The organism is Micromonospora sp. FIMYZ51 (genome assembly GCF_038246755.1).
Lineage (GTDB): Bacteria > Actinomycetota > Actinomycetes > Mycobacteriales > Micromonosporaceae > Micromonospora.
Genome location: NZ_CP134706.1, coordinates 5,334,358 through 5,355,140, shown reverse-complemented (window position 1 = coordinate 5,355,140; position 20,783 = coordinate 5,334,358). Strand labels below are relative to the sequence as shown.

Below are 20,783 nucleotides of genomic sequence, written 5' to 3'. Positions count from 1 at the left end.
CCTTAACAGACTAAGTGAGTCGACGTAGTCCGATCGGACACTTGCTCATGAGCGTTCGGACCAGAGTTGGTGGGAACCGGCCTTCTCGGCCTTGGTCAGCAGGTCACGGAAGCGTGCCGCGCCGGCCACCGGGGAGGCCCAACCGGACGACATCTCGACAAGTCTGGTCTCCGGTCGTTCCAACCAGGACAGGATCCGTTCCGACTCCTCCGCAGTGGCCGCCGGGACCGGACCGTGACCGGGCGACACCGTCTCGGCGGTGGCCCGGATGACCGCGATCGTCGGTCGAGGGTGGACCCCGGGCGGTGAGACCCCGGCCCCGGCCAGCCGGCCGTGCCGGACCAGCGCCAGCTCCCAGCCGCCAGCGGCGGCCGGTCGGGCGGCGGCCAGCTCGGCGATCCCGGTCAGGGCGGTCAGCCGCTGCATCCGGACGGTGGCCCGCAGCACCGCGGCCAGCCGGGAGCGGAGCACCGCGGCCTCCTCGTACCGCTTGTCGGTCGAGAGTGCCTCGATCCGGGCGAGCAGGGCGTCCACCACGGGCCGGGGATCGCCTGTGGTGGCGGTCGCGAACGGGGTCACCGCGCGGTCGGCGTACTCCTCGGGGGTGATCCGGTGCTCGCACGGTGCCGGGCAGCGACCCAGCTCGGCAAGCGCGCAGGCCGGCGTGACCGTGCGCAGCGACAGTCGGTGGGTGCACTGGCGCAGCGGCACCGCGTCGTGGAACCCGGCGGCGGCCAGCTCCGCGGCCCGCCGGGAGGTGAAGGGGCCGAGGTAGGCATGGTCGGCGGGGGAGATCTCCCGGACCACCGACAACCGGGGGTAGGGCCCGTCGGTCAGCTTCAGCCAGAGCACCCGCTCGGGAAACTTCGACCGCCGGTTGTACGGCGGCGCGTGCGCCCCGATCAACCGCAGCTCGCGGACCTCCGCCTCCAGCGAGTGCGCGCACTCGACCGCCTCGACCCGCTCGGCGGCGGCAAGCATCTCCGAGATCCGGGCGCGCTTCTCCGCTGCGGTGAAGTAGCTGCGCACCCGGGTGGCGATGTCCCGCGAGGTGCCGACGTAGAGCGGCCGGTCGTCGGCGGCCCGGAAGATGTAGACCCCGGGCCGGTGCGGCAGACCGTCGGCCAGGTGGCGCTTGCGGCGCTGGGTCGGGGTGACCGCCCGGGCGAACTCGATGGCCTCGCCGAGCGTGTCCACCCGGTGGCTGCCGAGCCGCCCGATCAGCCCGTGCAGCACGTCGACGGTGGCCCGGGCGTCGTCAAGTGCCCGGTGCGTCGGCGTGGTGGCGGCGCGGAAGTGCGCGGCGAGGGTGGCCAGCTTGCGGTTGGGCACCTCGTCGCGGAGCAGCACCCGCCGGGCCAGCGCCGCGGTGTCCAGCACCTTCGGGTTCGGCCAGCGGTAGCCGTGCTTGGCACAGGCCGCCTTGAGGAAACCGACATCGTACGGGGCGTTGTGCGCCACCAGCACGGCGTCGGTGAGGAACTCCAGCAAGCTCGGCAGCACCTGCTCGATCGGCGGCGCCGGCAGCAGCATCGCCTGGGTGATGCCGGTCAGCACGGTGATGAACGGCGGGATCGGCACCCCGGGGTTGACCAGGGTGGCCAGCACCCCCAGCTGCTCGCCGCCGCGCACCTTGACCGCGCCGATCTCGGTGATGCCGCCGCCGTCCGGGGCACCGCCGGTGGTCTCCAGGTCGACCACGACGAATGTCGTCGCGTGCAGCGGCAACGCCGGGTCGACACCGTCGGTGGCCGGGTCGAGCCCGGCCAGCGCCGGCTGGAGGTACTCCTGTGCTGCCATCGGCGGCACGGTAACGGTCCGGTGCGACACTCCAGTCCCAGCCGTCCCACCCGTCACCACCGGTCTAGGATGAGAGATCGGCTCACTCACCAGGCGGTGGGCCCGGTCGCGGTGGGAGACTTGCCACATGCCCCTCACCGAGCCGCACGACGACAACCTCCGCCAGGAGGAGCAGGTCGTCCCGGTGCCGGCTGCCGGTGACCGCCCTGATCACGCCGCCGCCGACGCCCCGGCGTCCGCCGCGACGCCGGACCCTGACCGGTCCGAATCCGAGCCGGAACCGAGCTCGTCGGAGTCCGAGCCGGAACCGAGCCTGCCCGAGCCGGTCCGACAGCGGATCGTCTCGCTCACCGCCGCGGTGCTGCCCGGCCTGCCCGCCGACGAGGTGCCCGTGCCGCTGCGCCGGGTGGCGAAGTTCGCGCCCAACCGGCGGGCCCGGCTCGGTGCCCCGGCGATCGCCGCCCAGCTCGCGGGTGATCCGCTGTTCCGTCAGCGGGTCACCAGCCGGGTGCTGGCCGACGCCGGCGACCTGGGCACCGCAGTGGTCGAGGGAACGGCCCCGGCCGCCGCCGATCCGGTCGAGGTGGCCGCCCTGGCCTATCTGGCCCGGCCGCGCGAATGGCGGCAGCTGATCGAGGCCAGCGGGGAGGCCGTGCGCGCCGAGGCGGACAGCGCGGTCGTCGCCGAACTGGTCCGCCAGGCCGAACAGCGGGCCACCCGGGCCGAGCACGATCGGGCGGTCGCCCGGGTGGAGGCCGACAAGCTACGGGACGAACTTGCCCGGGTACGCGAGGAACTGGGCCAGCTGCGCGAGGAGAACCGGCAGCTGACCCGTACCCTGCGGGAGACCCAGGCCCGCGAGCGCAAGACGAGCGAACTGCTGGCCACCGAGCGGGGACGGGCCACCCGGGCCGCCGCGGACGCGGACGCCGAACTGCGCCGGATCCGCGCCCGGCTGGCCGAGGCGGAGGCCGCGGCGGGCGTCGCCCGGGCCAGCGCGAAGGAGGCCCGCTCCGTCGACGACGCGCGGCTGTGGCTGCTCCTGGAGACCATCGGGCAGGCCGCCGTCGGGCTCCGCCGTGAACTGGCCCTGGACCCGGTGGACCGGCTACCCGCCGACTTCGTCGCGGAGAGCTTCGCCGACTCCTCGACGGCCACCGTGGCCGGTGCCGCCACCCGGGCCCGGGACACCGACGACCCGGCCCGGCTCGACCAGCTGCTCGCCCTGCCCCGGGCGCACCTGGTGGTGGACGGCTACAACGTGACCAAACGGGGCTTCGGCGAGATGTCGCTGGAGCAACAGCGCAAACGGTTGATCACCGGGCTCGGTGGCATCGCCGCGCAGACCGGCGACGAGGTGACAGTGGTTTTCGACGGCGCCGAGCGCATCCACGGGTTGCCGCCCGCCCCACGCGGGGTCCGGGTGCTGTTCTCCCGCAAGGGGGAGACCGCCGACGAGCTGATCCGCCGCCTGGTCCGCGCCGAGCCGCCGGGCCGCCCGGTGGTGGTGGTCTCCTCCGACCGCGAGGTCGCCGACGGCGTACGCCGGCACGGCGCGTACCCGTTGGGAGCCGACTCGCTGCTGCGCCGGCTGTCCCGCTCCTGACCGCACCGGGCGTGGGCCGGGGGCCGTCCGCCGGGCGGCGGGCGCACCGGACGGGAGAACTAGGATGGGCGCGCACGGGCGGGAGGAGTGGCGGCGTGGCGGGTAGGCGACATGGGCACGGCATGCCGGTACGGTTCGGCTACCGGCACACGGTGGCGCGGTGAGTCCGCGCGGATGGGCCCTGCTCACCCTCGCCGGCCTCGGTGTCGCCGTGGTCGTGGCGGCGCTGGTGCTGATCCCGTGGAGCCGCCCACCGGCGCCCCGGGCCGACCAGCTCGCCGCGCTGCGCGAGCTGCCCGCCGACCAGGTGGAGCGGGCCCGGCAGTTCCGTTCCGCGCTGCGTCCCGGCAGCTGGACGGCGCTCGGCGTCGGGCTGTTGGTGGCGCTGGCGCTGGGGTTGACCCCGCTGGGCAGCCGCCTGATCGAGCTGGCCGGGCGCCCCTTCGGTGACCACTGGATCGCCCAGGCGATCCTCGGCGGGCTCGCCGTGGTGCTGGTCGCCGACCTGGTGACCCTCCCCTTCGCCGCCTGGCGGCACACCGTGCTCACCCGGTACGGGCTGGCCACCAACGGCTGGGGCGGCTGGGCGACCGACCTGCTCAAGTCGTACGCGGTAAGCGCGGTCATCGGAGCGGTGGCCCTGCTCGGCTTCTACACCGTGGTCCGGCTGGCGCCGCGCTGGTGGTGGGCGTTCGGCGCGGCCGGGGCGGCGACCCTTGTGGTGCTGCTCTCCTTCGTGCTGCCGGTGCTGGTCGAGCCGGTGTTCAACCGGTTCAGCCCGATGGAACCCGGCCCGCTGCGCAGCCAGCTGATGGAGCTGGCCGAACGGGATCGGGTCCCGGTGCGCGACGTGCTGGTCGCCGACGCCTCCCGGCGTACCCGGGCGGTCAACGCGTACGTCTCCGGGTTCGGGCCGACCCGCCGCGTCGTGGTCTACGACAACCTGCTGCGCGAGGCGACGCCGGCCGAGGTGACCGCGGTCGTGGCACACGAACTCGGCCACGCCAAGGACCGGGACGTACTTGTCGGCACGCTCACCGGCGCGCTCGGCGCCGCCGCCGCGGTGGTCGCGCTCTACCTGATCGGCTCCTGGCCACCGCTGCTGCGGCTGGCCGGGGTCGACTCGGTGGCCCAGCCGCGGGCGTTCGGGCTGCTGCTGGCCGTGGTCACGGTGGCCGGGCTGATCTTCACGCCGGTGCAGGCGCTGATGTCCCGGCGGGTCGAGGCGCACGCCGACGCGCACGCGCTGGCCCTGACCGGTGACCCCGTCGCCTTCGAGGCGATGCAGCGGCGGCTCGCCGGGGTCAACCTCGCCGATCCGGATCCGCCCCGCTGGGAGTACCTCTACTCCGCCTCGCACCCGTCCACCGTCGAGCGGATCGCCGCCGCCCGCGCGTACGCAAGAAGGATCGGTTGATGGGTCGCACGCTGCTGGTCACGAACGACTTCCCGCCCCGACCGGGCGGCATCCAGTCGTTCGTGCACAACCTCGCGGTACGCCTGCCGGCCGGGTCGGTGGTGGTGTACGCGTCGAGCTGGTCCGGTGCCGACAAGTTCGACGCCGACCAGCCCTTCGAGGTGGTCCGCGACCGTACCCGGGTGTTGCTGCCCACACCGCTGGTGGCCCGCCGCGCCGCCCGGCTGGCCCGCGCGTACGACTGCGACACGGTCTGGTTCGGCGCGGCGGCGCCGCTCGGCCTGCTCGCCGCCGGGCTGCGTCGCCGGGCCGGGGTGCGGCGGGTGGTCGCACTCACCCACGGTCACGAGGTGGGATGGGCGGCGCTGCCGGTGGCCCGGGGCGTGCTGCGCCGCATCGGCCGGGGCACCGACGTGGTCACCTACCTGGGGGAGTACACCCGCACCCGGTTGGCGCGGGCGCTGGACGGGGTGACCGAGCTGCGCCGGCTCGCCCCCGGCGTGGACACCGACCTGTACCACCCGGGCGTCGACGGTGCCGCGGTGCGGCACCGGCTGGGGCTGTCCGACCGTCCGGTGGTGGTCTGCGTGTCCCGGCTGGTGCCGCGCAAGGGCCAGGACATGCTGATCCGGGCGATGCCGCTGATCCGTCGCCGGGTGCCCGACGCGGCGCTGCTGGTGGTCGGCGGTGGCCCGTACCGGGCCACGCTGGCCCGGCTGGCCCGGCAGTCCGGGGTGGAACGGGACGTGGTCTTCACCGGCTCGGTCCCGGCGGCGGACCTGCCCGCCCACTACGCAGCCGGCGACGTGTACGCGATGCCCTGCCGGACCCGCAACCGGGGCCTGGACGTCGAGGGGCTCGGCATCGTCTACCTGGAGGCGTCCGCGACCGGCCTACCGGTGGTGGCCGGCGACTCCGGCGGTGCGCCCGACGCGGTGCGGGAGGGGGAGACCGGGTACGTGGTGAACGGCCGCGACCTTGCCGAACTCGCCGACCGGGTGGCCACCCTGCTGGCCGACCGGGACCTGGCTCGGCAGTTCGGCGCGGCCGGCCGTGCCTGGGTGGAGCGGGAATGGCGCTGGGAGACCCAGGCGCGACGGCTGGCCGCCCTGCTCGCCGACTGATCCGGTTGGTGTTAGGAGGGGGCCCCTGCTATACACCAGGCGTTAACAGGGGGCCCTTCCTTTCACCCGGGCGAGGATGTTCTCGGCGGGGGCGGGACGGCCGAAGTGCCAGCCCTGGGCGGCGTCGCAGCCGATCGCCCGCAGCCGCTCGGCCTGCCGGTCGGTCTCCACCCCCTCGGCGGTCACGGTCAGGTTCAGCGCGTGGGCCAGCGAGACCAGCGAGGCGAGGATCCGTTCGTCGGCGGCCTCCGGGGCGCGCAGGCCACGAACGAACTCGCCGGCCACCTTCAGCTCGGTCACCGGCAGGTCCCGCAGGTACGCCAGGTTGCTGTAGCCGGTGCCGAAATCGTCGATGGCGATGCGCACGCCCAGGTCAGCCAGGGCCCGCAGGGCCCGCACCGGCTCCTCGGCACCGCTCATCATGGTGCTCTCGGTGATCTCCAACTGGAGCCGCTCCGGGGGCAGGCCGGTACGCCGCAGCAGCGCGCGTACCTCCTGCACCAGGCCGGGCCGACGGACCTGGCGTACCGCCAGGTTGACGCTGACGTACGGTGGCTGCGCCGTGGCGGCCGTCCAGCCGACCGCCTCCCGGCACGCCTCGGCGAGCACCCAGCCGCCAAGCGGCACGATCAGCCCGGTCTCCTCGGCCAGCCCGATGAAGGTGCCCGGCGGCAGCACCCCCAACTGCGGGTGACGCCAGCGCACCAGCGCCTCCACGCCGAGCAGCGAACCGTCGTGCAGCGACGTCAGCGGCTGGTAGTCGAGGTAGAACTCGCCGCGTTCCAGGCCGGTGGGGATGGCCGCGCTCAACGCCTGGCGGGCCTGTTCCCGGTCGTCCCGCTCGGCGTCGTACAGCGCCCACCGGGCCCCACCGGCGGTCTTGGCCCAGTGCAGCGTGCTGCCCGCGGCCCGCATCAGGTCGTCAGGTGAGCTGTCGGCGGCCCGGCGTTCCACGATGCCGACGCTCGCGGTGACCGTCACGTCGTGCCCGTCGACCGCCACCGGCTCGGCCAGGGCGGCCAGCGCCGCCTCGGCGACGGCGACCACGTCTCCGGTGCCGGTGGACCGCTCGACCAGGATCACGAACGCGTCGCCGCCGAGCCGGGCCACCAGGTGCGGCTCCACGGCCCGACTCAACCGCCGGGCCGCCGCGATAAGCGCCCGGTCGCCGATCTGGTGGCCGAACGCGTCGTTCACCCGCTTGAACCGGTCCAGGTCGAGGAAGCAGAGCCCGACCCGGCGACCACCGCCGGCCGAACGGTCCAGGGCCGCCGCGAGCCGTTCGCCGAAGAGCGTGCGGTTGGGCAGGTCGGTGAGCGGGTCGTGGGTGGCCTGGTGCCGGAACCGGGCCTCGCTGGCGCGCAGCGCCTGTTCCGCCTTGTCCCGGGCGGTCATCGCGGCCCGCCGGATCGCCTCCTGCTCGTCCAGGGTGCGGTCGCGCAGGGCCCGGGCGTACCCGGTGGCGACGGCGGCCAGCAGTCGGGCCATCCGGTCGGAGATGTCGTCCGCGGCCAGGTCGAGATCGCGGACCAGCCGGAGTTGGATCACCTCCAGGGTGCGACCGAGCGCCTCGGCGGAGGCGATGTGCGCGGCGACGAGCTCGGTGGCGACCCGGTGCCCCACCCGCAGGTCGAGCGGCTCGGTGCGCAGCGTCTCGGCCATCAGGTCGGTGAGCCGCCGCAACAGCGCCTCCAGCTGGGCCTGGGGCATCGGCAGGTAGCTGGTGCCCCAGAGCGCCTTGGCCCAGGCGCGGGCGAACGCTCCGCCCGCCGCGTCTGCCGGAGGCTCAGCCACCGAGGCGCCCGACTCCGCCGAGGAACACCGCCCGCTCGGCGTCCTCGGCACTGTCCGGGGTCTCCGGCCGCCACTGCGGCACCCACACCACCCCGGGCTCGACCAGCTCGAAACCGTCGAAGAAGGCGGTCAGTTCGGCCCGGCTGCGTACCCACAGCGGACTGTCGGTGCGCCGGTAGACCTGCTCGGCCTCGGCCCGCTCGGCCTCGCCGCGGCCGTCGTGGCTGGCCTGGGAGAGCACCAGGTGGCTACCCGGGGCCAGCGCGGCGCGCAGGGTACGCAGCACCTCGGTCGGCCGGTCGTCGTCGGCGACGAAGTGCAGCACCGCCACCACCAGGACGGCGACGGGCTGGGAGAAGTCGAGCATCGCCCGGATGTCCGGGTGGGCCAGGATCTGCTCCGGGCGGCGTAGGTCCTCCTGGACGACGATGGCGCCCTCGTTGCCGGCCAGGATCTCCCGGCTGTGTGCCACGGCGACCGGGTCGACGTCGACATAGACCACCCGGGCGTCCGGGGCGTGCCGCTGGGCGATCTCGTGCACGTTGCCGACCGTCGGGATGCCCGAACCGATGTCCAGGAACTGTCGGACGCCGACGCTTGTCAGGTACTGCACGGCACGGCGCAGGAACGCGCGGTTGGCCTGGGCCATCAGCGGCGCCTCCGGCACCGCGGCCACCATGGCCTGGGCGGCTGCCCGGTCGACCGCGAAGTTGTGTGAACCGCCGAGGTAGTAGTCGTACATGCGGGCGACGCTGGGCCGCTCGACATCGATGGTCTCGGGTGCCCAGTCCGGCCGCTGCAATGCTCTCCCACCCCTCTGCACCGTCTGGGGCGTCCGTGCCCCGGCGGGTATTCTGCCCCGCTTCGGCCCGGGAAACCATAGCGCGGGACCGGTTACGGCTATCCGTACGGGAAGATCCGTGCCCGCGTGGGAGCGGACACGGATCTTCCGTGGTCTAGGTGCGCCGGCCGCGTCAGAACTTCGGCGCGTCCGGCGCTTCCAGCAGGCCGAGTCGCAGCGCGGTCATCAGGGCCTGCGCGCGGTTGGCCGCGCCGAGCTTCTCGTAGAGCTTGGAGATGTGCGTCTTGGCAGTGGACTCGCTGACGAACAGCTGCTTGGCGATGCCGGCCACGCTCATCCCGTCGGCGAGCAGCCGCAGCACCTGGCCCTCGCGGGGGGAGAGCTGCGGACCGGACGGGGCGAGCCGGCGCTTCATCGCCTCGGCCAGGTCGGCGGCGGTGAAGGCGCTGGGGGAGGAGGCGGCGTGCCGGGCGGCGGCGACGACCTCGTCGGCCGGTGCGGTCTTCGGCACGAACGCGCTCGCCCCGGCCTCCAGGGCACCGAAGAGCTGGTCGTCACCCGCGTACATGGTGAGCACCACGATGCCCATCGACGCGCTGGACTTGCGCAGCGCCCGGGTGGCCTCCAGGCCGCTGCCGTCGGGCAGCCGGAGATCCATGATCACCACATCCGGCTGCAACGCGCCGGCCTGTCGGACGCCCTCCGCCGCCGTGGCCGCCTCGCCGACGACCTCGAACTGCCGGTCGCGCTCGAAGGCGTGCCGCAGGCCCTTGCGGATCAAGTCGTGATCATCGACAAGGAGGACCTTGGTACGGGTTGCCGGTGTCGGGCTTGTGGTCATCCTCGGGTTACTCCCCTTCTGGTGCGGCGGCGGCGCTGCCGCGAACGTTACCGCGCCGGGGCGAGGAGCCGACCACCACCGCGACGGTCGTGCCGCTCGGCTGTCGCGGTCTGATCTCCAACCGGCCCCGGATACGTTCCGCTCTCTCGGCCATGATCGCAAGACCATAGTGCCCGTCCGAGCGCTGGTCACCTATGCCGTGACCGTCATCTGACACTTCAATCTGAGCGTACGGCGGATCCACCTCACAGGTCACCCAGAGATTTGCCGCACCGGCGTGCTTACGCGCGTTGGTGACCGCCTCCTGGGCGATCCGCAGCAGTTCGGCCTCGGTGGCGGCGGGCAGCCGGGCGGTGGACTCGTCAAGCGACAGGTGCACCCGCAGCCCGCCGGAGGCACCGACGGTGCGGGCGTACTCGGCGATCGCGGCGGCCAGGCCACCGTGCCGGTCCACCTCGCTGCGCAGCTCGAACAGGCTCAGCCGCAGCTCGGTGATCACCCGAGTGACCTCCTGGCGCAGCGTACGCAGCGAATCGGCGGTCTCCTCGGCGTCGTCGTGCACGGTGGCCAGGGCGTTGTCGATGCCGTAGCCGACCATCACCAGTTCCTGGGCCACCCCGTCGTGGATCTCGCGGGCCAACCGCTGCCGCTCCTCGTTGGTGGCCAGCGACCGCACCTCGTCGAAGAGCAGGGCCGCCTCCAGGCGCAGCGCCGCCGGCCCGGTCAGCCCGGTCACCTGGGCCACCACCGGTGGCGGGTACGCCTGCGCGGCGTCCGCCTCCAGCACCACCAGACCGACCGTGCGGACCCCGGCGACCAGCGGCACGATCAGCGCGGAGACCCCAGCGCCGGAGTGCGAGCGGGACTGCGAGCGGGCCGCGGTCTGCGGCTGCTGGCTGGCCCACGCGTCGGCGATTGCCGAGTCCGCGTCGAGGGTGGTCTCCCAGTCGACCCGGTCCGCGCCGATCTGGGCGAGCACCACCAGCCGTCCGCCGCCGCTGGCGGAGAGCACCGCCCCCCGGTCGGTGCGGGCCACCGTGCGCAACTCCTCCAGCAGGTGCTCGGAGATCCCGCCCGGGTCGAGCGTCGCGCCGGGCAGCTGCCGGGCCACCGTACGCAGCTGGGTCAGCAGCCGGGTCGCCTCGGCGTACGGCTGGGGTTTGATCTCCTGCCGGACGAGCATCACCCGGTGCAGGGTGCGCGCCGCGGACAGACCGAGGGCGGCCAGGATCAGCCACTGGGCGCAGACCGCGAGGTAGCCCGGCTGGGTCAGCTGCGCCACCCCGGCGACCTGGGTGAACGCCCCGGCCACCAGCAGGGTGCCGGCGACGACCGCGATCAGCACCGCGCCCTCGCGGAAGCGACGCCGCAGCGCGGTCACGGTCACCGGCACCGCCAGGTACGGCAGCACCGCGGAGGCACCCAGCCCGCCGATGTGACCACCGACGGCGGCGACCGCGGCCACCTGGCTCGCCGCCAGGCCGAGCACGACCACCTCGGCCAATCGGCTGAGCGGGCCGATCAGCCGATGCTGGGGGGCCAGGCAGGCGGGCAGCCCGGCGATCCCCAGCAGGACGATCCACCACAACTGGACCAGGTCGCGGGTGGCGAGCAGGGTCAGGACGGCGATCAGCGACAGCACGACCACCCGGGCCGCCGCAGCGAGCGGGTGGGCGCGGGCCAGGGCCGAGGTGGAGGCGGGCACGTGACGGATCGTAGTCAGCCGCGGTAGATATCCGCGATCTCTGCCGCGTACGTCTTGTGCACGACCTGCCGTTTGACCTTCATCGACGGGGTCAGTTCGCCGGTGGCCTCGGTGAAGTCACTCGGCAGGATGCGGAACACCTTGATCGCCTCGGCCTGGGAGACCGTCGCGTTGGCCCGGTCCACGGCGCCCTGGATCTCGGCCCGCAGCCCCTCGTGCTCGCGCAACGTCTCGACATCGGTGTCGGCCGGCAGGCCGGCCGACTCCAGCCAGGCCGGCAGGGCCTCCTCGTCGAGGGTGACCAGCGCGGCGATGAACGGCTGCCGGTCGCCGACCACCACGCACTGGCTGACCAGCCGGTGCGCCCGGACCTGGTCCTCCAGCATGGCCGGGGCGACGTTCTTGCCGCCGGCCGTCACGATGATCTCCTTCTTCCGGCCGGTGATGGTCAGATAGCCGTCGTCGTCGAGCGAACCGAGGTCACCGGTGTGGAACCAGCCGTCGGCGCTGATCGCCTCGGCGGTCGCCGCGTCGTTGCGCCAGTACCCCTTGAAGATCAGGTCCCCGGCGATCAGGATCTCGCCGTCGTCGGCGATCCGGATGGTCACGCCGGGCAGCGGCCGGCCGACCGTGCCGATCCGGGTGAACCCCGGCAGGTTCGCCGAGGCGGCGGGGGAGGTCTCGGTGAGCCCGTAACCCTCGCAGACGGTCACCCCGACACCGCGGAAGAAGTGCCCCAGCCGGGCACCGAGCGGCGCGCCACCGGAGATCGCGTCGCGGCACCGCCCGCCGAGCGCGGCCCGCAGCTTGCCGTAGACCAGCCGGTCGAAGAGCGCGTGCTGGGCGCGCAGGGCCAGGCTCGGCCCGGTCGAGGTCTCCAGCGCCTCGCTGTACGCGATGGCGACCGCCTCGGCCCGGGCGAAGATCTTGCCCTTGCCGCCGGCCTCGGCCTTCTGCTTGGCGCCGTTGTAGACCTTCTCGAAGACCCGCGGCACCGAGAGCACGAAGGTGGGCTTGACCTCCTGCAACTCGGTGAGCAGCTGCTTGGGGTCGGCGCAGTGCGCCATGGTGGCCCGGGCCTGCACCACGCCGATCTGGATGAGCCGGGCGAAGGCGTGCGCCAGCGGCAGGAAGAGCAGGGTCGACGCGTTCGGCCCGAACAGGTTGGGCAGCACCGGTACCGCGTTCGCGATGTCGGCGTACATGTTGCGGTGGGTCAGCACGCAGCCCTTGGGCCGGCCGGTGGTGCCGCTGGTGTAGATGATGGTGGCGAGGTCCGACGAGCGCAACGCCGCCCGGCGGCGCTCGATCTCGGCCGGCTCCACCGCCGTGCCGGCGGCCACGATCTCGTCGACTCCGCCCAGGTCGATCTGCCACAGGTGGGCCAGGTCGGGCAGTTGGTCGCGGACGCCGGCCACCAGCGTGGCATTGGCGGTGCTCTCCACCACGACGGCCACCGCGCCGGAGTCGGCCAGGATCCAGGCCGCCTGCTCGGCGCTGGAGGTCTCGTAGATCGGCACGGTGACCGCACCGGCCGCCCAGACGGCGTAGTCGACGAGGGTCCACTCGTAGCGGGTCCGGCTCATCAGCGCGACCCGGTCACCGGGCTGCACGCCGGCGGCGACCAGGCCGCGGGCGACCGCTTCCACCTCGTCACGGAACTGGCGGCAGGTCACGTCCACCAGGCCGCCGGTCGCGTCACGCCGGATGAACTGCACCGTGTCCGGCGCGACCTCGGCGTTCTCCCAGACCGGGTCGGTGAGGTTTGCCGATTCGCCGACGGTGACGATCGGTGGGACGGAGAACTCGCGCACCTGCACTCCCTCGTGCTCACTTGGCCGGGCCGCGGCCGCCTCGGGCGGCTCCTGTCGAAACCTACCCGCCCCGCCGGCCAGGTGGCACCGCAGGTAGGCGGCGCGGCGCGCGGGCACCCACCGGACGGGTAGCCTCCCCCACATGGCGGACTCCTCCACCCAGTCGATCATCATCGACGCGGCACCGGACCGGGTCGCGGCGGTCATCTGTGACTTTCCGAGCTACCCCGAGTGGACCGACGCGGTACGCGCGGCCACGGTGATCGAGGAGTACGAGGACGGCTATGCCAGTCAGGTCCGGTTCGTCCTCGACGCCGGGGTGCTGGCCGACGAGTACGTGCTCGAGTACTCCTACGCCGAGGACCTGACCCGCATCGAGTGGCACCTGGTGGCGCCCTCGAAGATGCAGAAGGTTCAGCGTGGCTCGTACGACCTGGCGGCCAACGCCGACGGCGGCACCACCGTGACCTACACGCTTGAGGTCGAGTTGGCGGTCGGGATGCTCGGCATGTTCCGGCGCAAGGCCGAAAAAATGATCATGGATGCCGCGTTGAAGCAGCTCAAGCGCCGGGTAGAAGCACCCGGTGCGGCGCAGTGAGGCGTCCGGCCACCCGGGCGCCACGGTAGAGGAGCCCAGCATGGGTGCAACGGATCCGGGCTCCGCCCGGGAGGAAGCGGAGCGACTCGTCGCCACGCTGCTGGCCACCGCGCGACTGGCCGCCGCCGGGCCCACCGCCGGGCCGCTCGGCCCGCTCGGCGGGATCGTGACAAGTGTCCTCGGTCACAGCGGGGTCGCCGGGCCGCCGACCGGGTCGACGGCGGCCGGTATCGCCACCGGTACGGCGGAATGCTGCATCTGTCCGGTGTGCCGGGGAATCGCCGCCTTGCGTGATCCGAGTCCCGAATTCGCCGAGCGGCTGGCCACCGGCGCGGGCGATCTGGCCGCCGGACTGGCGAGCTTTCTGCGCGCCTTCGCCCCCGCCGAGTCGACCACCGAGCCCGCCACCGAGCCCGTCGCCGAGCCCTCGGGCGGCTCCACCGGCGGTCCGGACACCGACCACGTGTGGCGCGAGGCGACCCGTACCGGGCATGATTCTCAGCCGGCACCGGAGCGGGACGTCTGGTCCGTCGCGACCCGGTCGCCGGAGAGCCCCGTCCCCGCCGGGCAGCAGGGCGCGCCAGGCGATGGAGCCTGACCACGGATGACCCGCGGCACCGGCCATCGCCGGCGTGCGGGGTGGCACAGCAGAGGGGAGTGGCAGCGGTGACGCTGACCATCGGAGTCGACGTGGGTGGCACGAAGGTGGCCGGCGGTGTCGTCGACGACACCGGCAAGGTGCTCGTGCAGACCCGACGGGACACCCCCGCCGACGACGTGGGCAAGACCCGCGACGTCATCATCGAGCTGGTCACCGAGCTGGCTACCGGGCACGAGATCCAGGCGGTCGGCATCGGCGCGGCGGGCTGGATCGACGCCAGCCGCTCCACGGTGCTCTTCGCGCCGAACCTGGCCTGGCGCGACGAGCCGCTGCGGGCGTACGTCAGCACGGCCGTCGGGCTGCCGGTCATCGTCGAGAACGACGGCAACGTGGCGGCCTGGGCGGAGTTCCGCTACGGCGCCGCCCGGCACGCCGAGGACTCGATGATCATGTTCACCATCGGCACCGGCGTCGGCGGTGGCATCGTGCTCGGCGGCGAACTGGTCCGGGGCGCCAACGGCATCGCCGCCGAACTGGGCCACATGCTCACCGTGCCGGACGGTCACCAGTGCGGCTGCGGCCGGCTCGGCTGCATCGAGCAGTACGCCAGCGGCAGCGCCCTGGTCCGCTTCGCCCGTGCCGCCGCCCGCCAGGAACCGCACCGGGCCACCGCGCTGCTGGGGCTGGCCCAGGGCGACGCCGAGGCGATCACCGGGCCGATGGTGACGGCCGCGGCCAAGGGCGGCGACCCGGTCTCCGCCGAGGCGTTCGCCCAGGTCGGGCGCTGGCTCGGCACCAGCCTGGCGGACATGGCGCAGATCCTGGACCCGCAGATCCTGGTCGTCGGCGGTGGTGTCATCGACGCCGGAGAGTTGCTGATGGGGCCCACCCGCCGGTCGTTCACCGAGGCGCTCGCCCAGCGCAGCCGGCTGCCGGTGGCCGAGATCCGCCCGGCCGAGCTGGGCAACTCCGCCGGGGTGATCGGCGCGGCGGACCTGGCCCGGCGGATCTGAGGTGACCCCACCCGGCGTGCCGTTGCGGGTGCTCTCCTACAACATCCACGGCCAGCGCGACGACACCGCCGCGCTGGCCGAGGTGGTCCGCGCGGCCTCGCCGGACGTGCTTGTCGTCCAGGAGGGACCGCGCCGGTTCCGGTGGCGGGAGAAGTCCGCCACGCTGGCCGCCTCGTTCGGCCTGGTGGTTGCCGCCGGTGGGCTGCCGTCCCTGGGCAACCTGCTGCTGACCAGCCTGCGGGTGCGGGTGACCGGCACCCGGTGCCGGCGTTTCCCGCTCACCCCGGGCCGGCACCTGCGCGGCGCCGCGTACGCCGACTGCCTGGTGGCCGGCACGGCCCGGTTCACGGTGGCCGGCTCGCACCTGTCCACCGATGCGGCCGAGCGGCCCGGCCAGGCCGAACTGTTCAAACGCGACCTCGAAGCGGCGGAGCACCCGGTGATCGCCGCGGCCGACCTCAACGAGGAGCCGGGCGGGCCGGCCTGGTCCGTCGTCGCCCGTGGGCTGACCGACGCGGCGGTGGTGGCGGACCGGGCCGACCGGCTCACCTATTCCTGTGCCGATCCCCGGCGGCGGATCGACGCGTTCTTCGTCGATCCGCGGCTCACCGTCGTCGACTACGACGTGCTGGACACCCCGCTGACCCGCCGGGCCAGCGACCATTTTCCGGTCCTGGTCGACCTGCTGCTTCCCACCGACGCCTGACGAACCGCCGCCGGCCGGGCTGGACATCCCGCGCCGTTGTCGGAAGGATTTCGCCCGACCCGGCACTCGTGCCGAGACGAAGGAGATCCCCGGTGCCCACCCCCACCGAGCCCGGCCGGCCCGAGCCCGATCCGGAGCCGACCACGCTCGCCCACAGCCGTGCCGGCCGCCCGGTCTCCGACCGGGGCGACACCGTCTGTGTCATCGGCGCCGGCGCCAGTGGCCTGACCGCGGTGAAGAACCTTGCCGAGCACGGCTTCGGCGTCGACTGCTACGAGCGGGAGACCGGCATCGGCGGCGCCTGGAACTGGCGGCACGACCGCAGCCCGGTGTACGCGAGCACCCACCTGATCTCGTCGCGGCCGTTCACCCAGTTCCCCGACTTCCCGATGCCGGACGACTGGCCGGACTACCCGCACCACAGCCAGCTGCTGTCCTATTTCGAGCGGTACGCCGACCACTTCGACCTGCGCCGGCACATCTGGTTCGGCACCGAGGTGGTGCGGGTGGAGCCGGTGGCCGACGACCGCTGGGACGTGACCACCCGCAGCACCGGCGGCTACGGCCCCGAACGCACCTCCCGGTACGCCGCCGTGCTGATCGCCAACGGGCACAACTGGTCGCCGAAGCTGCCCCGCTACGAGGGGCTGGAACAGTTCCGGGGCGAGGTCATGCACGCCTCGTCCTACAAGGACCCGGCGCAGCTGCGCGGCAAGCGGGTGCTCGTGGTGGGCGCGGGCAACACCGGCTGCGACATCGCGGTGGAGGCCGCGCAGCAGGCGTCGCGCTGCTGGCACTCCACCCGCCGGGGCTACTGGTACGCCCCGAAGTACGTCTTCGGCCGCCCGGCCGACCAGGTGAACGACACCCTGCTGGCGTTGCGGGTGCCGCTGCGGGTACGGCAGTGGCTCTACCACCGGACGCTGCGGCTGACCGTCGGCGACCTGACCCGGTTCGGCCTGCCCAAGCCCGACCACCGGGTGTACGAGACCCATCCGATCGCCAACAGCCAGCTGGTCTACTACGTCGGGCACGGCGCGATCACCCCGGTGCCGGACGTCGCCAGGTTCCAGCCGCACTCGGTGGAGCTGACCGACGGCCGGCGGATCGACCCGGAGCTGGTCGTCTTCGCCACCGGCTACCTGCCGCGTTTCGAGTTCCTGGACGCCAAGATCCTCGGTGACGACGAGGGGGTGGGCCGGCCTCGGCTGTGGCTCAACGCCTTCGCGCCGGAGCATCCCACCCTCGCGGTGGCCGGCCTGCTCCAGCCGGACTCCGGCCTGTTCGCCCTGGCGCACTGGCAGACCGTGCTCTTCGCCCGGCTGCTGCGCCAGCGCGCCACCCGACCGGAGCGGGCCGCCGCCTTCGCCGCCCGGGTCCGCTCCGGCGCTGGTGAGCGCTACTCGGGGCCGGTCAAGGAGTCGACCCGGCACTGGTTCGAGGTCGGCCACGCCGACTACCTGCGTGCGCTGGAGCGTGCGCTGCACGACCTGGAGGGCGCCAAGTGAACGGTGAGCGGCTGCGGGTGGTGCGGGGCTGGGAGTGGGCCCGACCGGTCCGCCCGGTCCGGCGCGAGGTGCTCAGCGTCCTGCCCGAGCCGGACGAGGGTCAGCCGCCGCTGCTGTTCGTGCCGGGCTTCGGGCATGGGGCCTGGGCGTACGCCGAGCACTGGCTCGGGCACACGGCCGCCCGGGGCTTCCCGGCGTACGCGGTGAGCCTGCGCGGGCACGGCGGCAGCGAGCCGGCGCCGGAGGCGACGCTGCGGGCGTACGCCCACGACGTGGTCCAGGTGGCGGCGGGCCTGCCGCGCCAGGCGGTGCTGGTGGGGCACGGCGCCGGGGCCCTGGTGGTCGCGCACGCCCTGGCCCGCTACCCGGCCCGGGCGGCGGTGCTGGTGGCCCCGGTGCTCGGCGGCTGGGCGACGTTCGGTGCCGCGTTGCGTCGCAACCCGCTCGGCACCCTGCCGGCGATCTTCGGTGGTGGGCTGCGGCTGAGCCGCCGGCAGCTGTTCAGCCGCGAGACGCCGGACGCCGACGCGCGGCGGCACACCACCCGGCTCGGCCGGGCCGCCCGGCGGGCCCAGTGGCAACTGCTCACCGGCGCCGACCCGGAGCCCGCGGTGGGCCAGCCACCGGTGCTGGTGCTGGGCAGCCCGGATGACCGGGTGCTGCCGCCGGCGGCGTTGACCCGCGCGGCCCGGCGGTACGGCTCGGCGCCGCTGCTCTTCCCCGGCATGGGGCACGACCTGATGCTCGACGCGCGCTGGCAGGAGCCGATCGACGCCATCCTCGACTGGCTGGTCAAGGACCCGACCCGGGCCGAGGCGCGCTGACCCCGGCGGGCGGCGCGCCGGCCGTGACCCGCCACGGCGCGGCGTCGACCCGGCCGCCGGTGGTCAGCCGCCGGTGAGCCGGGTGCGCAGCGAGCCGCTCTGGTCCAACGCGGACAGGTAGGACCGGGCCCAGGCGCGGATGTCGTGCTCCCGCAGGTGTTCGCGCATGGCCCGCATCCGGGCCCGCACGTCGGCCGGTTCGGCCCGCAGCGCGGCGAGCAGCCCCTGCTTGAGCCCCTCCAGGTCGTGCGGGTTGACCAGGTACGCCTGCCCGAACTCGGCGGCGGCACCGGCGAACTCGCTGAGCAGCAGCGCACCGGCGTCGTCCACCCGGGCGGCGACGTACTCCTTGGCGACCAGGTTCATCCCGTCACGCAGCGGGGTGACCGCCATCACGTCGGCGACCCGGTAGAGGGCGGCCAACTCGGCCCGGTCGAAGGGCTGGGTGAGGTAGTGGATGGCCGGCTCGCCGACCCGGCCGAACTCCCCGTTGATCCGCCCGACCTCCCGCTCGACCCGGTCCCGGAGGATCTGGTACTGGCCGACCCGCTCCCGGCTGGGCACCGCCACCTGCACCAGCACCGTGTCGCGGACCTTGACGTGCCCGCCTTCGAGCAGCTCGCTGTATGCCTTGAGCCGCTGCTCGATGCCCTTGGTGTAGTCCATCCGGTCGACGCTGAGGATCACCTGGTCGGGACTGCCGAGATCGTGCCGCAGCCGGCGGGCCCGGTCGACCACCTCCGGCCGGCCGGCCAACGCGGACATCTCCGCCATGTCGATGGAGACCGGGAACGCGCCGATGCGCACCATCCGGCCGTCGACCGCGATCCGCCGGTCGGTGGCCGGCAGCCCGAGCACCTTCGTGGCCAGCTGGGCGAAGTTGTGCGCGGCCTGGGCCCGCTGGAAGCCGACCAGGTCCGCGCCGAGCATCCCGCGCAGCAGCTCGGCCCGGCGGGGCAACTGCATGAACAGCTCCGGCGGCGGAAACGGCACGTGCAGGAAGAAGCCGATGCGCAGGTCGGGGCGGAGGGCGCGGAGCAGCCCCGGGACCAGTTGCAGGTGGTAGTCCTGTACCCAGACCACCGCGCCGGTCTCGGCCACCTCCGCGGTCGCCTCGGCGAACCGCTGGTTGACCCGCTGGTAGGCGTCCCACCAGCGCCGGTGGTGCTCGGGCTGCTCGACCGCGTCGTGATAGATCGGCCAGAGCGTCGCGTTGGCGAAGCCCTCGTAGTGGTCGCGCAGGTCGTCGCGGGTCAGCGGCACGCTGTGCATCCGTACGCCGTCCACGTCGGGCAGCGCGGGTGCGGGACCGGTCCCGCCCGCCCAGCCGACCCAGGTCGCCGGGGTGTGCCGCAGCAGCGGGTGCAGTGCGCTCACCAGCCCGCCCGGGCTGCGGCGCCACTCGCAGGCGCCGTCGAGCGCCACGCTGTCGTCGATGGGCAGGCGGTTGGCCACCACCACGAGGGAACTCTGTCGCATCTCGGGCATTCCGATCAGCAGGGGTGTGACCGCCACGAGGAAGGAACAACCGGGCAGTCGGCGGGGGACGTGACGTACTGCGGTATTCCTACTGACAGTAAGTTACACCACTGTTACGCCCCACGGCGTGGGCGGGTGCCGTCCCGGTATCCGGGCGGCTACCCAGCGCGGTGGTGGCTCGGACCACCGCGTCGGCGAGTCGAGTCAGACCACCGCGCCGTCGTCGGGATCGCGTTCCTCGTCGCCGGGGCGCAGCCGCCACACAAGCGTGACGAAGCCGGCGAGGATGCCGGCGAAGCCGAGCAGCGTCACCACGCCCCGGTCCGCCGGCAGCAGGCCGGGGAAGAGGAACAACAGGAAGCCGACAAGCACGGCGAGTACGCCGGCCACCGCGTACTTGGAGACCCGGGGCAGCGGCGGGGGCGGCGGCGGGACGTACCGCTCGTCGGCGTCGGGATCGTCCGGCAGGTTGTTTCCGAAGGTGTCCAGGCCGTCCAGCAGCGACGGTCCGTCACCATCCCGGGGACCCCGTCCCAGCGAGACGCCGGAGATGTCGGCGGCGTACGGCAGGCGGCGCACGTCGGTCGCGGTCGGTCCGGCCGGCTCGTCGGGGACGGGTCGGGGCGGTGCGGCGGTCGAGCCCCGGCTGCCCGGATCGTCCACGTCCTCGGCGGCCGGCCAGGGATGGTCACCCGGGCCGGGCGAGGCGTGGAAGCCGGCGACGATCCTGTCCCACTCGGCGTCGATGTCCGGTTCCTCGCCGGACCGCCCGGCACCCGTCTCGTCGGCGAGCTGGCTGAGGTAGTCCCGCGCGGTGCTCAGGTGCGAGCGGTCCACGTAGAGCCGGTCGACCGGACGCGACGGCACGGTGGTGGTGCGGGTGACCGGGTTCAGGTCCGCCGACGGTTGCAGATAGGCGGCGATGCCGCCGGCCGCCAGCACGTCGAGCAGGTGTTCGCCGACCCGCGGGTCCACGTCGCCGGCGACGGCGTACTCGCTCGCGTCGAGCCCGTTGTCCCGCCGTCCCCGGCGGGCCCCACCCGCTGACACCGGACCATCCTCCTCATCGCGCCGCCGGCGCGCCCCGCGTCCAGCCCCTGTGGCGCACCCCCGCACGCCGTGCTCTGAATCGTGACACGTCCGAGGCGGGT

The 20,783-nt window shown here is 73.7% G+C and carries 17 protein-coding genes; 9 read left to right on the top strand and 8 right to left on the bottom strand.

Features of this window, described 5'->3' with window-relative positions; all coding sequences use genetic code 11:
• Positions 1-45: 45 nt before the first annotated feature.
• Positions 46-1,800 (bottom strand): DEDD exonuclease domain-containing protein, encoded by a 1,755-nt coding sequence (locus tag QQG74_RS23870; protein ID WP_341716970.1) that lies wholly within the window; start codon positions 1,798-1,800, stop codon positions 46-48.
• A 127-nt stretch (positions 1,801-1,927) separates the two neighbouring features.
• Here QQG74_RS23870 and QQG74_RS23865 point away from each other — a divergent pair, with 127 nt between their 5' ends.
• The 3 genes from QQG74_RS23865 (at position 1,928) to QQG74_RS23855 (ending at position 5,947) form a co-directional block, all read left to right on the top strand.
• On the top strand, positions 1,928-3,406 hold the full coding sequence (locus tag QQG74_RS23865; RefSeq protein ID WP_341716969.1) for an NYN domain-containing protein: 1,479 nt from the start codon (positions 1,928-1,930) through the stop codon (positions 3,404-3,406).
• A gap of 160 nt (positions 3,407-3,566) precedes the next feature.
• Complete coding sequence (locus tag QQG74_RS23860) at positions 3,567-4,823, top strand: M48 family metalloprotease (protein WP_341716968.1); 1,257 nt, start codon at positions 3,567-3,569, stop codon at positions 4,821-4,823.
• Positions 4,823-5,947, top strand: a complete 1,125-nt coding sequence (locus QQG74_RS23855; protein ID WP_341716967.1) for a glycosyltransferase family 4 protein — start codon at positions 4,823-4,825, stop codon at positions 5,945-5,947. The genes QQG74_RS23860 and QQG74_RS23855 overlap by 1 nt, the downstream gene beginning before the upstream one ends.
• A gap of 42 nt (positions 5,948-5,989) precedes the next feature.
• On the opposite strand, the gene QQG74_RS23850 is transcribed toward QQG74_RS23855, so the two are convergent.
• The 5 genes from QQG74_RS23850 to QQG74_RS23830 form a co-directional block, all read right to left on the bottom strand.
• The gene (locus tag QQG74_RS23850) at positions 5,990-7,657 is read right to left on the bottom strand and encodes a bifunctional diguanylate cyclase/phosphodiesterase (RefSeq protein ID WP_341721342.1); all 1,668 of its coding nucleotides are present in this window, start codon (positions 7,655-7,657) and stop codon (positions 5,990-5,992) included.
• Between the two features lie 76 nt (positions 7,658-7,733).
• Complete coding sequence (locus QQG74_RS23845) at positions 7,734-8,543, bottom strand: SAM-dependent methyltransferase (protein WP_341716966.1); 810 nt, start codon at positions 8,541-8,543, stop codon at positions 7,734-7,736.
• 172 nt (positions 8,544-8,715) lie between these two features.
• Positions 8,716-9,384: a response regulator transcription factor gene (locus QQG74_RS23840; RefSeq protein WP_007072219.1), complete on the bottom strand. Its 669-nt coding sequence runs from the start codon at positions 9,382-9,384 to the stop codon at positions 8,716-8,718.
• A gap of 7 nt (positions 9,385-9,391) precedes the next feature.
• Positions 9,392-11,089, bottom strand: a complete 1,698-nt coding sequence (locus QQG74_RS23835) for a GAF domain-containing sensor histidine kinase (protein WP_341716965.1) — start codon at positions 11,087-11,089, stop codon at positions 9,392-9,394.
• A gap of 14 nt (positions 11,090-11,103) precedes the next feature.
• Entirely contained in the window at positions 11,104-12,903 is a 1,800-nt protein-coding gene (locus QQG74_RS23830) for an AMP-dependent synthetase/ligase (protein WP_341716964.1), read from the bottom strand.
• A 142-nt stretch (positions 12,904-13,045) separates the two neighbouring features.
• Between QQG74_RS23830 and QQG74_RS23825 the strand changes: the two genes are divergently transcribed.
• The 6 genes from QQG74_RS23825 (at position 13,046) to QQG74_RS23800 (ending at position 18,153) form a co-directional block, all read left to right on the top strand.
• Positions 13,046-13,501, top strand: a complete 456-nt coding sequence (locus tag QQG74_RS23825) for an SRPBCC family protein (protein WP_341716963.1) — start codon at positions 13,046-13,048, stop codon at positions 13,499-13,501.
• A gap of 40 nt (positions 13,502-13,541) precedes the next feature.
• Positions 13,542-14,099: a hypothetical protein gene (locus QQG74_RS23820; protein WP_341716962.1), complete on the top strand. Its 558-nt coding sequence runs from the start codon at positions 13,542-13,544 to the stop codon at positions 14,097-14,099.
• 68 nt (positions 14,100-14,167) lie between these two features.
• Positions 14,168-15,115, top strand: a complete 948-nt coding sequence (locus QQG74_RS23815; protein ID WP_341716961.1) for an ROK family glucokinase — start codon at positions 14,168-14,170, stop codon at positions 15,113-15,115.
• A 1-nt stretch (position 15,116) separates the two neighbouring features.
• On the top strand, positions 15,117-15,821 hold the full coding sequence (locus tag QQG74_RS23810; protein ID WP_341716960.1) for an endonuclease/exonuclease/phosphatase family protein: 705 nt from the start codon (positions 15,117-15,119) through the stop codon (positions 15,819-15,821).
• Positions 15,822-16,024: 203 nt separating this feature from the next.
• Positions 16,025-17,329: an NAD(P)-binding domain-containing protein gene (locus QQG74_RS23805; RefSeq protein WP_341721341.1), complete on the top strand. Its 1,305-nt coding sequence runs from the start codon at positions 16,025-16,027 to the stop codon at positions 17,327-17,329.
• On the top strand, positions 17,326-18,153 hold the full coding sequence (locus tag QQG74_RS23800; RefSeq protein ID WP_341716959.1) for an alpha/beta fold hydrolase: 828 nt from the start codon (positions 17,326-17,328) through the stop codon (positions 18,151-18,153). The genes QQG74_RS23805 and QQG74_RS23800 overlap by 4 nt, the downstream gene beginning before the upstream one ends.
• Before the next feature lie 63 nt (positions 18,154-18,216).
• On the opposite strand, the gene QQG74_RS23795 is transcribed toward QQG74_RS23800, so the two are convergent.
• A complete protein-coding gene (locus tag QQG74_RS23795; RefSeq protein WP_341716958.1) occupies positions 18,217-19,632 on the bottom strand; it encodes a trehalose-6-phosphate synthase in 1,416 nt (471 codons plus the stop codon).
• Between the two features lie 204 nt (positions 19,633-19,836).
• Positions 19,837-20,682, bottom strand: a complete 846-nt coding sequence (locus tag QQG74_RS23790) for a DUF308 domain-containing protein (protein WP_341716957.1) — start codon at positions 20,680-20,682, stop codon at positions 19,837-19,839.
• Positions 20,683-20,783 lie beyond the last annotated feature (101 nt).